Source organism: Aeromonas sp. 159, from assembly GCF_963862045.1.
Classification (GTDB): domain Bacteria; phylum Pseudomonadota; class Gammaproteobacteria; order Enterobacterales; family Aeromonadaceae; genus Aeromonas; species Aeromonas veronii.
Window position 1 is genome coordinate 1 of sequence record NZ_CAWLMI010000063.1, and the last position, 13,588, is coordinate 13,588.

Genomic DNA, 13,588 nt, shown 5'->3' on the forward strand with positions numbered 1-13,588 from the left:
TCAAGGCGGACTATTCGCTGACAGTTGATACCTCCCTGCATCAGAAGCTAGGCCAATCTCTCTTGGTGGAAGCGGGTGAAGAGGTGCATATCAAGGTGGGTGACAAGCTGGTGCTGGAGGCGGGCTCCGAGATCACTCTCAAGGGCGGCGGTAGTTTTGTGAAAGTTGACCCGAGTGGCATCAAGCTGGTCGGCCCCGCCATCAAGCTCAATGCCGGCGGCAGCCCGGGATCAGGCTCTGGCTGGGCTGGTCAGGCTCCCGTTACTCCCAAAGGGGTTGAGGTGGTCAAAGCCCCAGAACTGGTTGAACTGGTCAAGGCGATTGCCACCGAGAAGGCGATGGAGGCGTTGCTCAAGGTGCTGGAGCCCGATAGCGATTATCAGCCCTCCGCTTGATGTTCGACGAACAACTTAGGATTGAATGACAAAGATGAAAATCGTCTATCCCATGCAACTGGCGGGTGAGAACGGCTCCAGCGAGATTGCATCTCTCGATGAGTTTATCAAGAAGATCAACGGCCTCAAGAGCGGTACCTTCCCGATAGGCCGCAACCGTATCTGGCACGGTGGTATCCACTTCAGTAAAAGCGGAGGCTGGCACCCGAGCGGCGCAGTGCGCGCGATTGCTGACGGGGAGATTGTGGCCTACCGACTGGCGACTAAACCAGCCAAGGCGACCCGTAGCTCCGAAAAGGGCAAACCAGAGGGAAAGATTGACTTGTATACCTCCCCTTCGTTTTGTCTGGTACGTCATCGCTACGAAGCCGGTGAGCAGAGCAAGAATCAGCTGACCTTCTACAGCCTCTACATGCACATCGCCTGTGAGAACAGCTACAACAGTCCCGAGGCTGCGCGAGTAACGGTCAAGGGGACAGGTGTGTCCACCTATAAACCTGTGGTAGAGGGAACACCTCCCAAGCTGATACGTCGGCTGTCTGGCGATAAACCTGTCTATGCGAAAAGGGGGGCTGAAGTGAAGTTGGTCGACCAGGAAGTGAAGAGCCTGCTTAACCACAAAGATGAGTACCACGATTACTATCTGGTGCACTACGTTGATGACCCTGACAGCCTGTTCCATATTGCGGCAAGCCAATTGCATCAGGAATTTCCACAAAAGCCGACGTGGATGACGCCACCGGAAGGCAAGCCAGCTCGCTGTAAGATCCCTGGTAATACATGGCTACGTAAAAGCGCTGACACCACAGCTGAGTGCTTGGGGTTGCCTGCAGGTAGTGAGGTCGTGATATCTGGTGAGCCGGCACAAATGATAAGCATCAATGGCGGCACGACTGAGTTTCGTAAAGTACAGGTTTTCAAGGTGGGCAGCGGCACTGTCAAAGACAGTGCCAATCAGGTGATGACCAATGCTGGCAAAGGTGCCGTTGGTTGGCTGGCAAAAGGCAAGATGGGTGCCAGACTGGCCGCCGAACCGACTATCCCCGTCGAATTCAAAGACGATGCGCCGGTTGTTAACCGCAGTGCAAATCCGATACCGGTGCAGGCCGGAGAGATCATCGGTCATTGGGGTGAGCATGAGCTAGCCACTGCCGGTGCCAGCGGTTTCGAGAAAGACGCAGACAGCAAAGCCGTGCACTTTGAGGTGTTTGTGGCAGAGAGCGACAAACAGGTGCTTGAAGATTGCATCAATAACAAGGCGCGAGTAACCGGTGGCCAAGGCTACCTGCTGGTAAAGAAAAAGGTCACTACCTATCGTCTCACCAGCGATAGCAAGCATGGTTTTCACGAGGTTGCCAATTTTGGGCCGCTGGTCTTACCGTTGGCGGTGAAAGAGTCTGATATTGTCACTCACGGTGCCAACAACTTTGTGAAGGTACGTGAGCGGACTGCTGCGGACGGGGAGTTGGCTGGCGAGTTCGTATTGCAGGGTGGTGATGTCGAAGTCATCAGTCAGCACGACTGGCACAAGCTGGGCGTCAAGCTGGTCGATGGCAGCAGCGATGACGATGGATTTTTGGACAAGGCTGATACCGAGAGTGAAGAGCCGCAGCAGAAAGAGGCGAGCAAATTTTTTAGTACCCTCTATGACAAGCTGGTGATAGACGGAGACAACGATGGCACCCTGAGCGGCAATGACATCAAGGCCGCGTTGGCCGATGAGGAGTTGGCGGGCAAGTTGCGGATGTTGTTTATCAAGCACAAAAGTGAATGGGTAAAGCCAGGCAAGGAGTGGCCCCGCTTAAAACAGGAGTTGGCTGAGCAGCCGAAGCTCTATGAATATGCGATGCAGGTACACAACAATATGGCGTGGATGGAAGATGCCAGCGCGATATTGGTTGATACCCAACCTTGGTTTATTCATCCTGCGGGGATGATAGGGTTATTAGCACCTGCGACTTTAACAGCCATAAAATGCCATAAATGCCAAAAAGATATATCACTGTCTTTTGAATTTATGCGAACTTTCACGCCATCATCAGTTTCTGATTCTCGCCTTCATGATTTTATTGCTAGATGGAATGAGCACGCAATTGACTATGGCATTAGTTCTTGTGAACAAGCCATTAATCTACTGGGGCAGGGGAAACATGAAACAAAAAGATTTACTGCGTTCAGGGAATCTTTAGTTTATAGAAGTTACACAGCAGAGTCTTTATACTCTATGGCCCCAACTGCCATCAATAATGGCTTCGCACGAAAAGGGTTGAATTTATCCAGAGAGGAAAAGATGGATTATATAAAACGCCATCTTTTGAATAATGATGCTGGATATGGCGAGCATGCTTTTGGGAGTAATGAATTTCCAGGAAAAGATTATCGAGGACGTGGCCTGTTGCATTTAACTCATGCGGAAAACTATAGACTATGTGCTCTAGCGACGGGGTTGAATATATACTCTAACCCAGAACTGGTTGAAAGTGACATGCCATCCATAGTATTGTCTGGGTTTTGGTTCTGGAAATCGAACAGATTAGGTACTATAGCGGATAGTAGTGTAAGTAACTTAGATAAAGTAAAAAAGATTACAAAGATCATAAACCCTGGTCTAAAGGGCCTTGAGGAACGGGTTGAATTTACAGCAGAGGCAAGAGAGCTTCATGTTAGATTGTTTGGGGAGTGTAATTAATGCCAGCTTTATTTTTTCTATTTTTGTTGTCGTTTTCTTGTGCTGCACAATCAGAGGCAGAGGCTTCCATTCAGGGTCATGAGGGGAAACTATTTTTCGTAGACAGGATTGATGATACCATCGGCGACGATGTTATTGCGGCATTTTTTGATGACAATAATGGGGGGAGGTATTTTGTTGATTACCTTCCTTATTTGTCTTCTAAGGGTAAAATACAGGATTCCTTCTACTTAAACACTGATAACTTAACGAGTAAATATTTTGTTGTTCAGGAGTCACAAATAGACTCAGACACAGGAATGAATTGGTCTAATTATTTTAATGTCATTGTTTTTTCTTATCTCAATGGTAAGTTGATTAAAGATGAAAAGTTAACGTCATATTTTGGCTCTGGTGGAGACATTGTAAACCCTAATGGCGCTAATAGCATAACCTATTCCTTTCCATATTATAAAAAGGAAAGGATTTTACAAGCAGTGTCTAAGCCTGAATTTGATGCATGGATGAAAGGGCAAGATGTAAAATTAAAAATAAAAGGGAAGAGTTATTTTTTTCCTGAACCACTGCCAATTAACAGAGCTAAGTCTTATCTTGTCGAAGGTGATGTTGTCCTGAGGAAAAAACATGAGTCAGGTTGGGATTATGTTGTCTATAAATCAACTAAAGGACGAGAATATTCTGGCTGGATGCCTTGTTCTTTAACTGGAAGCTGTTAGATGATATGAGAAGTAAGTTTGATTAATTGCAACTAATTAGGCTTGTGTATAACTTTCCAAGTGGAAATTATTTTTGACAAGGGAAGATAGGGGCATTTATTTTTTGGAATGTACAGGCATAGTTATCACCTGACGCCGGCTTAACGCCGGTGTTTTTTATCGCTACAAATAGTTTTGGTGCAGGATAGCTCGAAGATTTGTTGTATCCAGATGATTTTTCGTTGTGAGGATGGATTTAAATTTGAATCCGAGATGCAGATCCAGGTGATGAGAAAAAGTGATTAGGGGACAAAAAAGAAACCCGCCGTGGGCGGGTGGAAGGATTGCAACACTAACCAGGAGGAGGTGTTACCAGGTAGACCCCACCTCTTCGGTAATAGTTCAATTTTATTGAAGTTTTTTCATTTTCTGCGCAGGGTTTCCATCGGGATCTGCGGTGGCGGATGGGTTATCATTCTGCTCCCGTCATCCGGTTGCAGAGGATCTATGCCCGCGTTTTCCTGGTTAGCGCTCTTTTTCGGCGCCTTCTATTTTGTCTACGGTGCTTACTTGCCGTTCTGGTCGCTCTGGCTGGAGGGGGTGGGCGTCAGCGCCGAGATGATTGGTCTGTTGCTGGGGGCGGGGATGGCGATCCGCTTTGCCGGCAACCTGATGGTGATGGGGCAGATCAAGGGGGCGGGCCATCTGTTGCCGGTTACCCGGTTGCTCTCCCTGCTCAGTTTGCTGGCGTTTCTCGGTTTCTATCTCAGTCATAACCTCTGGTGGCTGGTGGGCTTGACCCTGCTGGCGAACTTTATTTATCCGACCCTGATGCCGGTGGGGGAGGCGCTGGCGACCCGCATGGTGGTGCAGGCGCACCTCGATTACGGCAAGGTGCGACTGTGCGGCTCCTTTGCCTTTATCGTTGCCTCTACCCTGGTGGGGGCGTTGGTGGGGAATTTTGGTAGCGACTGGATTTTGCACACCATGGTAGCGGGGTTGGCGCTGATGCTGCTGCTCAGCTGGCTGCCGCTCTATCCGGCGCCACAGGATAGTCAGGGCGAGCGGGCCAAAGCATCCTTGCTGGCAACTCTGCGCAGCGCACCGGTGCGCCGTTTCCTGCTGCTGACAGCTCTGCTGCAGGGGAGCCACGCCGCCTATTACGGTTTCAGCGCCATCTACTGGAAGGCGCAAGGATATAGCGGCACCATCATCGGCTATCTCTGGGCGCTCGGGGTGGTGGCGGAGATCTGTATGTTTGCCGCCGACAAGCGTTTCTTGCAGCGCTTTGGCGCCCAGAGTCTCTTTATCGCAGGTGCCATCGGTTGTGTTGTGCGCTGGGTATTGCTGGGTGCCTCGACCGAGTTGTGGGTGCTGGTGGCGGGGCAATTGCTCCACTCGGTGACGTTCGGCATGAGTCATCTCGGGGCGGTGCGTTTTATGACTCGCCAGCTGCCCGCCGAGCAGTTGATCCCGACTCAGGCGCTCTATGCGGCCCTTGGCCTCGGCATGACGGTGGCGGCTCTGATGGCACTTTGCGGCGTGCTGTTCGAGCCTCTCGGTGGTGGCATCTTCTTCCTGATGGTGCTGGTGGTCTTGCCGGTGTTCTTCCTGCGGCTACGCCCCTTTGCGCCGTCTGCACAGGAGAGGGCTCCAGCCTGATATTTGTCTATTTGAATCATCACCTAACAAAAGGGAGAGCCACGGCTCTCCCTTTTTCGTTACTGCGGTTTGTGGCGCTACTGCTGCTCGCCCAGATAGAGGCGGCTGAGGCGGCGCCAGGTATCCGAGCCGATGGTGCCTGCAAGCAGCTCATTGGATGTTGCATCAAAGCGGCCATCCGGTAGCCAGCCCAGCTGGGGCAGTAGTTGGGCCAGCGTCACGTCATTGTGTTGCAGCTCCCGATCCAGCGCTTCCCAGAAGGCGCTCCCCTTGACGTAAAAGAGCGGGTAGTAGGAGCGATCGCCAGCCATCACCTCGCGAGCCGCCCGATAGAGACCACTCTCGCTATGGGGCAGCTGTTTGCCCCGCTCGGCCAGCTCGTTGACCGCCGTGACTTGATGCAGCCGAAAGCGGCGCAGCGCCTTAATGGCAAGGTATTCGGCGAGGCTCTCGTTGACCCAGGTGGGCTGTGGAGCAGTACGGCGAGCGCTGAGGATATGCACCGCCTCGTGGGCCGAGGTGCGCAGCAGGCGCAAGGGGGCCTGTGGCGTCGGTTTGCCAGCCTCGGTGGGGTAGTTGGCGACAAACACCTGATCTCCGGCGGCGCCGCCAAGGGATCGGGTCGCCACATCCCGCCCCAGCCACACCAGTTGCCACGGGTGAGTGGGCGGATCCACATCGAGCTGGAAGGCCTGATAGTCGATGATCTCATTCAGTTGCTGCTGCAAGGCCGGCAGATCGAGCTGGTTGGCGGTCTCGTCATGGCTCAGCACCAGCCGCGGATCCGGCTTGGTGACGGGCACTGTGTCCAGACCAAATGGCAGGATCAGCGGCGGCTGGTTGACATCCGGCAGCGGTTGGCAGCTGCCATCCGGCAGACAAACCTTCCCCCGGCGGCTCCCAAGCTGGCGCACCAGATTGCCCCATTCGGTCAATAGCCACTGATGGGGTGCGAACAAAAGCGACTGTTGGGCCGAGGCATCAGCACCCAGTGCCGGAGCCGGTGTGAGCGTGATCTGCCAGCCGATCTCCTTGCAGGAGAAGGGCTGGTTGAGGGCAACCGGCTGGTTGTCTGCAAGGCAGACCAGCGCGGGGGAAACCGGCGTGGCACTGCCCGGCAACTGACGAGCGGGGAGCAGGGTAAAGGGAGGTTTGCCCTGCATAGTGAGGTGCACTTGCAGCACATTGGCGCTGGCGCCCTGCTCGATAAGGTAGCGGGGGCCGTTCGCGTCATTGCCAGCGCAGGCCCACAGCGGCAGCAGCCACAGGGCAAACAGGGTGATATGTCGACTCATAAGAGGGTTAGCGCTCCTGCTCGTAGCCCAGCAGATCGCCGGGCTGGCAATTGAGTTCACGGCAGATGGCCTCCAGAGTGGAGAAGCGCACCGCCTTGGCGTGGCCATTTTTGAGGATCGAGAGGTTGGCCTCGGTGATGTCGATGCGCTGGGCCAGCTCGCGGGCGGTCATTTTGCGTTCGGCCAGCAGGGCATCGAGGCGGATGATAATGGGCATAGGATCCTCACACCGTCAGTTGCTGTTCATCGGCCAGCAGTTTGGCCTCGCGCATGACCAGTGCCAGCGCCAGTACGATCAGTCCCGCCAGCAGTACCCGGAAATCTGAGGTACTCAGCGCTATGGTACCGAGTACTTCCGGGCCTCTCATGGTGAGCACCGTATCCAGCAAGGGGGTCAGGATCAATTCGACCAGGAAGGTTACACAGAGCAGCAGTCCGATCTGCCGATAGCGGCGGATCTGCTCGAAGGTGAAGAGCAGACCGGCGCGGTAGCCGCGAAACAGCTGACGCAGTTGCCAGAGCATCATCATAAAGACCAGATCCGGCAACAGCTGCACCAGGGTGCCGAGCAGCCGGGTGGAGAAGTGAAGGGGATAGTCGGCAGGATTGATGCCGGGACGGCTCAAGATGGTGTTGAGTTTATCCTGCAGAAAATCGGCGCCACCGAAGGGGGTCCACACCTCCAGCAAGGTGATCAAAGGGGTCGCTAGCAGAGCCAGCAGCAGCAGCCATTCGATCAGCATGCTCGAGCGTTCGAGTTTGTTGGAGATCATCTCATTCCTCACTGTGATGGTTTTATCTGAAAGGTAAAGTTTATCGTTTATCAATATTCACATCGGCAATATTTATTGTTTTACGATATGCAGTCAAGATAAAACTTATTGAAAAACGATAATTTCAATCTGTCCGAAGGGGATGACTTTTGGCCGCAGCCTCTCTAGACTGGCGAGGTTGTATACAAAAACTCAACATGGACAAGGAGTTATCGATGCACCAGGGATGGCTGCTGATCGGATTGTCGCTCACCTATCTGGGGCTGCTGTTTCTGATCGCCTTCGTGGCAGACAAGCACAAACGGCACCGTCTCAAGGGGCAACCGCTGCTCTACAGCCTGTCGCTGGCAGTCTACTGCACCTCCTGGACCTTCTTCGGCACCGTGGGGCAGGCGAGTGAATCCCCCTGGTCGCCGGTGCCCATCTACCTTGGCCCCATGCTGGTATTTCTGTTTGGCTGGCGGCTGCTGGCCCGCCTTATTCTGGTGGCCAAGCGCGAGCACATCACCTCCATCGCCGACTTTATTGCCGCCCGTTACGGCAAATCCCAGCGGCTCGCCATGGTGATCGCCCTCATCGCCATCATGGGGATCCTCCCCTATCTGGTGTTGCAGCTCAAAGCCATCGTCACCGGGCTGGATCTGCTGATGGTCAACAGCGGCGGCATCAGCCCGACCAGCAATACCAGCGAGCTGGCGCTCGGGGTCACTCTGCTGCTGGCGCTGTTCAGCATCCTGTTCGGCACCCGCCATCTCGATGCCACCGAGCACCACAGGGGGATGGTGGTGGCCATCGCTTTCGAGTCAGTGGTCAAATTGCTGGCCTTTATCGCGGTGGGGGGCTTCGCCCTCTGGCTGATCCTGAGCAAACCGGGCGAGGCTCACGAGCAGGTGACCCGCGACTTCTTTGCACAGGTGGTGGCGGTGAGCCCCGGCAACCTGCTGGAGCTTGCCATCTATACGGTGTTGGCGATGTGCGCCGTCATCTGCCTGCCGCGCCAGTTTCATGTGACTGTGGTGGAGAACAATCAGGGGCAGGATCTGCACTGGGCGCGCTGGATCTTCCCGCTCTACCTGTTTGTGATGGGGCTCTTTATCTGGCCGCTGGCGCTGGCGGGCAAGCAGTGGGTGGGGGCCGACATGGCCTCCGACACCTATGTGATCAGTCTGCCGATGGCCCTCGGGTTCGATGGCATGGCGATGCTGGCGTTTCTCGGCGGCACCTCGGCGGCCACCGGCATGGTGATCGTCTGCACCATCGCGCTGGCGATCATGGTGAGCAACGATCTGGTGCTGCCAGTGCTGCTGCGCCGCTTCTGGCGGCAGGGGCGCGACGAGCGGCTGGTACGGCTGCTGTTGCAGGTGCGCCGTGGCGCCATCCTGCTGATCTTGCTGGCGGCTTGGGGGCTCTACCTCTGGCTCGGCGATCTCACCAGCTTGTCGCGCATCGGCTATCTCTCCTTTGGCGCGGTGGCCCAGTTTGCGCCGGCCCTGCTGCTCGGTCTCTACTGGCGTCACGGCAATCGCAAGGGGGTATATCTTGGGTTGAGCCTCGGGGTGAGCCTCTGGTTCGTGACCCTGCTGGTGGAGAGCGGGCTGCTGGCCGGCTCTCCGCTGGCCGAGTTGCTGGCGCCGCCGGACTGGCCTGCGTTTCGCGAGCTGAGTCTCGGGGCCTGGTGCATCTTCCTGAGCCTGCTCTTCAACCTGCTCGGCTATGTGGCTGGCTCGCTGCTTTCCCGTCCGGCGGTGAGCGAGCGGCTGCAGGCGGCCAACTTTGTCGGCAAGCCGAGCCGCGATACCGCCGCCCTCTATCAGGCGCGGGTCTCGGTCAAGGAGCTGGAGATGCTGGCGGCCCGCTTTGTCGGCTCAAGCCGGGTCAAGCGCGCCTTTGGTCGCTTCGCCGGTGAGCGGGGCGGCACCCTGGCGCCCCAGATGCAGGCTTCGGCCGAACTGATTGCCCACACCGAGCGGCTGTTGGCGGGGGTGTTTGGTACCTCGTCAGCGCGGCTGGTGCTCGCCTCGGCCCTGCAGGGGCGCAACATGCAGCTCGAGGAGATCGCCACCATAGTCGATGAGGCTTCCGACGTGTTTCGCTTCAACCGCGGCCTGCTGCAGGGGGCGATCGAGCATATCGGACAGGGGATCTCGGTGGTGGACAGGGAGCTTCGGCTGGTGGCCTGGAACCGCCGCTACATCGAGCTGTTCCACTATCCGCTGGGGCTTATTCAGGCTGGGCGCCCCATTGAAGAGATCATCCGCTACAACGCCCAGCAGGGACTCTGTGGCCCCGGTGATATCGAGGATCACGTGGCGCGGCGGGTTGCCTTTATGAAGCGCGGCAGCGCCCATATCTCGGCGCGGGAGCGCCCGGACGGGCGGGTGATCGAGATGCAGGGCAACCCCATGCCCGCCGGTGGTTTCGTCATGACCTTTACCGACATCACGCCGTTTCGCGATGCGGAGCGGGTGCTGCGCGAAGCGAACGAACATCTGGAGGCACGGGTGGCCGAGCGCACCCGTGAGCTCTCCGAACTCAACCGTCAACTGCTGCTGGTGAACCAGCAGGTGGAGCGGGCCAATCAATCCAAGAGCCGTTTTCTGGCGGCGGTCAGCCACGATCTGACCCAGCCCCTTAATGCCGCCAAGCTGTTTACCTCCTCCCTGCTGGAGATGTTGCCCGATGCTGGCGAGCAGGCCCGCATTGCCCGCCATATCGACGATGCGCTGGGGGCGACCGAGGATCTCATCACCGATCTGCTCGATATCTCGCGGCTCGAAGCGGGCAAGTTCAAGGCCAAGAAGCTCGACTTTGCCCTGCGCGATCTGCTCGACAACCTCAAGGCGGAGTTTGGCGTGTTGGCGCAGGCGGGGGGGATCCACTTCTCGGTGGTGGAGAGCAAGCACGCGGTACACAGCGATGTGCGGCTGCTGCGCCGGGTGCTGCAGAACTTCCTCACCAATGCGTTTCGCTACAACCCGGGCGGCCGGGTGCTGCTTGGTTGCCGCCGGATGGGGGAGAAGATCCGCATCGAGGTGTGGGATAACGGCCCCGGCATCCCGCAAGACAAGCAGGAGGCGATCTTCGACGAGTTCTCCCGTCTCGATCACTCCCGTACCGCCAAGGAGCAGGGGCTGGGTCTGGGGCTCGCCATCGCCCGCGGCATCTCGCTGGTGCTCGGTCATCAGCTCACATTGCAGAGCTGGCCGGGCAAGGGATCTGTCTTTGCGGTGACCCTCAATCTGGCGACTCGGCCGGTCACGGCCCATCAGCTGGCTGCGCCGGTGGCGCGCGACAGCCAGCTGGAAGGTGTAGCCGTGCTCTGTATCGACAACGAGCGGGACATTCTGACCGCCATGAGTACCCTGCTCGGCCGCTGGGGCTGCGAGGTGCGCTGCGCCGTCGATCTGGCCGAAGCCGAGGTGCTGGTGGCAGAAGGGTTTGTGCCGAGACTGGTGCTCTCTGACTACCACCTCGACGATGGCAAGACCGGGTTGGAGGCGCTCGCTGCCCTGCAACGAGTGTGTGGCGACGAGCTGGGAGGCATCATCATCAGCGCTGATCGCAAGAGCGAGTTGCAGGCGCAGATCCGCGAGCGGGGGTATGGCTACATCAGCAAACCGGTCAAACCGCTCAAACTGCGGGCCCTGATGAACAGCCTGCTGCTGCGCTAGCCGCATCCGGGGCGGCTAGCCGTGAACCTGCTCACAAAACCGTACAATGATCCTGTGGCCCGTGGTCATGGATGAATGCCGAAAACAGAGATTTATTGGCGAAGATCTCTTCATCTTCCCGCGCAATCGCCGCCAGTTACAGTATTGGCTTGCCACTGTCGGTGAACGCCGACAGTGGCAGACCGGATTGGCTCACTCTATAGTCGGGATGCGATTTTTTGCATCGCAAATGAAGTAACCGAAGGGCAAACCGATCGCAAGATCGGGACGCAAAGCTTCCGGTCCAGGGATGAGCCGTACTTGAGATAGCGGGGCCACCACAGGTTGTTGTGCACCTTTGCCAAGAGGCCGCACTGCCGTCTGCGTTACCTGTCAGGGCGTAGCCCTTTTCGTTGCCAACATAACGAAATAGGGAAATATAAAAAATGCTAAGTCCAAAGCCTACCATGCTGGCCCTTGCGGTCGGTCTGTGCTGCGCCTCGTCCGCTTATGCTGCGGCGCCCGGCAAGCCGACCATCGGATGGGGCCCCACCAAGTTTTCCATCGTTGAAGTCGATCAGGCGGCTACTGCCTACAACAATCTGGTCAAGGTAAAGGATGCCGCCGATGTGGAGGTGAACTGGAACCTCTGGAGCGGCGATCTGGGCCAGAGTGCCAAGGTGCTGCTCAATGGTCAGGAGGTGTGGTCCGGCCCCTCGGCCGCGGCGGGCAGCGCCAAATTCAAGGTGAAGAAAGGGGGGCGCTACCAGATGCAGGTGGCGCTGTGCAACGCCGATGGCTGTACCCTCTCTGATGCCAAGGAGATCGTGGTTGCCGATACCGACGGCAGCCATCTAGCGCCACTTAAGGCGCCGCTGCAGGAGAACAACAAGCCCTACGCCAACAAGTCCGGCAAGGTGGTGGGGACTTACTATGTGGAGTGGGGGGTCTATGGCCGCAAGTTTACGGTGGAGAAGATCCCGGCCCAGAACCTGACCCATATCCTCTATGGTTTCACCCCCATCTGCGGCGGGGATGGCCTCAACGACAGCCTCAAGGAGATCGAAGGGAGCTTCCAGGCGCTGCAACGGGCGTGTGCCGGTCGCGCCGACTTCAAGGTGGCGATGCACGATCCCTGGGCCGCCATCCAGATGCCGCAAGGCAACCTCACTGCCCATGATGAGCCCTACAAGGGCAACTTTGGCGCCCTGATGGCGCTCAAGCAGGCCTATCCGAACCTCAAGATCCTCCCCTCGGTCGGCGGCTGGACCCTCTCCGACCCCTTCTACTTCCTCGGTGACAAAACCAAGCGCGATGTGTTTGTCGGCTCGGTGAAAGAGTTCCTGCAGACCTGGAAGTTCTTCGACGGTGTGGATATCGACTGGGAGTACCCGGGCGGACAGGGGGCCAACCCGAAACTGGGCAGCCCGAGCGATGGTGCCACCTATGTGGCCCTGATGAAGGAGCTGCGGGCCATGCTCGACGAGCTGGAGGCCGAGACCGGTCGCCAGTATGAGCTCACCTCGGCCATCGGGGCGGGGGGCGACAAGATCCAGGATGTGGACTACAAGGCGGCCCAGCCCTACATGGACCACATCTTCATGATGACCTACGATTACAACGGTGCATGGAGCAACACCGAGCTGGGCCACCAGACCAACCTCTATGCAGCGAGCTGGGACCCCGCAACCAAGTACACCACCGACAAGGCGGTCAATCAGCTGCTGGCGCAGGGGGTTGAACCGGGCAAGCTGGTGGTCGGGGCCGCCATGTATGGCCGTGGCTGGACTGGCGTGAGCGGTTATCAGGGCAACAACCCCTTCACCGGCAAGGCGACCGGCAAGGTGAAAGGCACCTGGGAGGACGGGGTGGTGGATTACCGCGACATCGTCAACAACCGGATGGGGGCTGGCTGGGAGAAGGGCTACGACGAGGTGGCCGAGGCGCCCTATCTGTTCAAGGCTTCGACCGGCGATCTCATCACCTATGACAACGAGCGCTCGGTCAAGGCCAAGGGGCAGTATGTGCTGGCCAACAAGCTGGGGGGCCTCTTCTCATGGGAGATCGACGCCGACAATGGCGACATCCTCAATGCCATGCATGAAGGGCTGGGCCACGGCGAGGGGACGACTCCACCAGCCAACAAGCCGCCATTGGCCAACGCGGGCAGTGACCTCAAGGTGACCGGTCCGACCGAGGTGACGCTGGATGGTTCGGCCTCCCACGATCCGGAAAATAGCGCGCTCAGCTACAGCTGGAAGCAGATCTCCGGGCCGCAGGCTGGCTTGCTCGATGCCACTCAGGCCAAGGCCCGTGTTGTACTCGATGCCGTGTCCGCCGACATCAATCTGGTGTTCGAGCTGACAGTGACCGATGACCAGCAGTTGAGTGCCAAGGATCAGGTGGTGGTGACCAACAAGGCGCCGCAG

8 protein-coding genes, 1 pseudogene and 1 riboswitch are annotated in these 13,588 nt (G+C 57.3%); of the genes and pseudogenes, 6 read left to right on the forward strand and 3 right to left on the reverse strand.

The annotated features are described in order from the left end of the window. The 4 genes and pseudogenes from AACR14_RS11810 to AACR14_RS11825 all read left to right on the forward strand — a co-directional run. Positions 1-395 (forward strand): annotated as a pseudogene (locus AACR14_RS11810) (type VI secretion system tip protein VgrG); the annotation flags it as partial. 34 nt (positions 396-429) lie between these two features. After that, on the forward strand, positions 430-3,084 hold the full coding sequence (locus AACR14_RS11815; RefSeq protein ID WP_202801610.1) for a glycoside hydrolase family 19 protein: 2,655 nt from the start codon (positions 430-432) through the stop codon (positions 3,082-3,084). Then, positions 3,084-3,800 carry a hypothetical protein gene (locus tag AACR14_RS11820; protein ID WP_019446328.1) on the forward strand — a complete coding sequence of 239 codons (717 nt, stop codon included), beginning with the start codon at positions 3,084-3,086 and terminating at the stop codon, positions 3,798-3,800. Before AACR14_RS11815 ends, AACR14_RS11820 begins: the two co-directional genes overlap by 1 nt. A 486-nt stretch (positions 3,801-4,286) precedes the next feature. Next, on the forward strand, positions 4,287-5,441 hold the full coding sequence (locus tag AACR14_RS11825; protein ID WP_019446329.1) for a 3-phenylpropionate MFS transporter: 1,155 nt from the start codon (positions 4,287-4,289) through the stop codon (positions 5,439-5,441). A 77-nt stretch (positions 5,442-5,518) separates the two neighbouring features. Here AACR14_RS11825 and AACR14_RS11830 read toward each other — a convergent pair whose 3' ends face one another. From AACR14_RS11830 to AACR14_RS11840, 3 genes are read right to left on the reverse strand one after another with little or no spacing between them, the layout of a single operon-like run. Beyond that, positions 5,519-6,736, reverse strand: a complete 1,218-nt coding sequence (locus AACR14_RS11830) for a hypothetical protein (protein ID WP_019446330.1) — start codon at positions 6,734-6,736, stop codon at positions 5,519-5,521. A 7-nt stretch (positions 6,737-6,743) separates the two neighbouring features. Continuing rightward, positions 6,744-6,953: a helix-turn-helix domain-containing protein gene (locus tag AACR14_RS11835; protein ID WP_005348179.1), complete on the reverse strand. Its 210-nt coding sequence runs from the start codon at positions 6,951-6,953 to the stop codon at positions 6,744-6,746. 7 nt (positions 6,954-6,960) lie between these two features. Then, complete coding sequence (locus AACR14_RS11840; protein WP_019446331.1) at positions 6,961-7,509, reverse strand: DUF2975 domain-containing protein; 549 nt, start codon at positions 7,507-7,509, stop codon at positions 6,961-6,963. A 215-nt stretch (positions 7,510-7,724) separates the two neighbouring features. Between AACR14_RS11840 and AACR14_RS11845 the strand changes: the two genes are divergently transcribed. Together AACR14_RS11845 and AACR14_RS11850 are read left to right on the forward strand one after the other, a co-directional pair. Continuing rightward, positions 7,725-11,180: a hybrid sensor histidine kinase/response regulator gene (locus AACR14_RS11845; RefSeq protein ID WP_019446332.1), complete on the forward strand. Its 3,456-nt coding sequence runs from the start codon at positions 7,725-7,727 to the stop codon at positions 11,178-11,180. Between the two features lie 234 nt (positions 11,181-11,414). After that, a riboswitch (cyclic di-GMP riboswitch) is annotated at positions 11,415-11,502 on the forward strand. A 103-nt stretch (positions 11,503-11,605) separates the two neighbouring features. Continuing rightward, a partial coding sequence (locus AACR14_RS11850; RefSeq protein WP_026035059.1) for a glycosyl hydrolase family 18 protein occupies positions 11,606-13,588 on the forward strand: 1,983 nt, incomplete at its 3' end.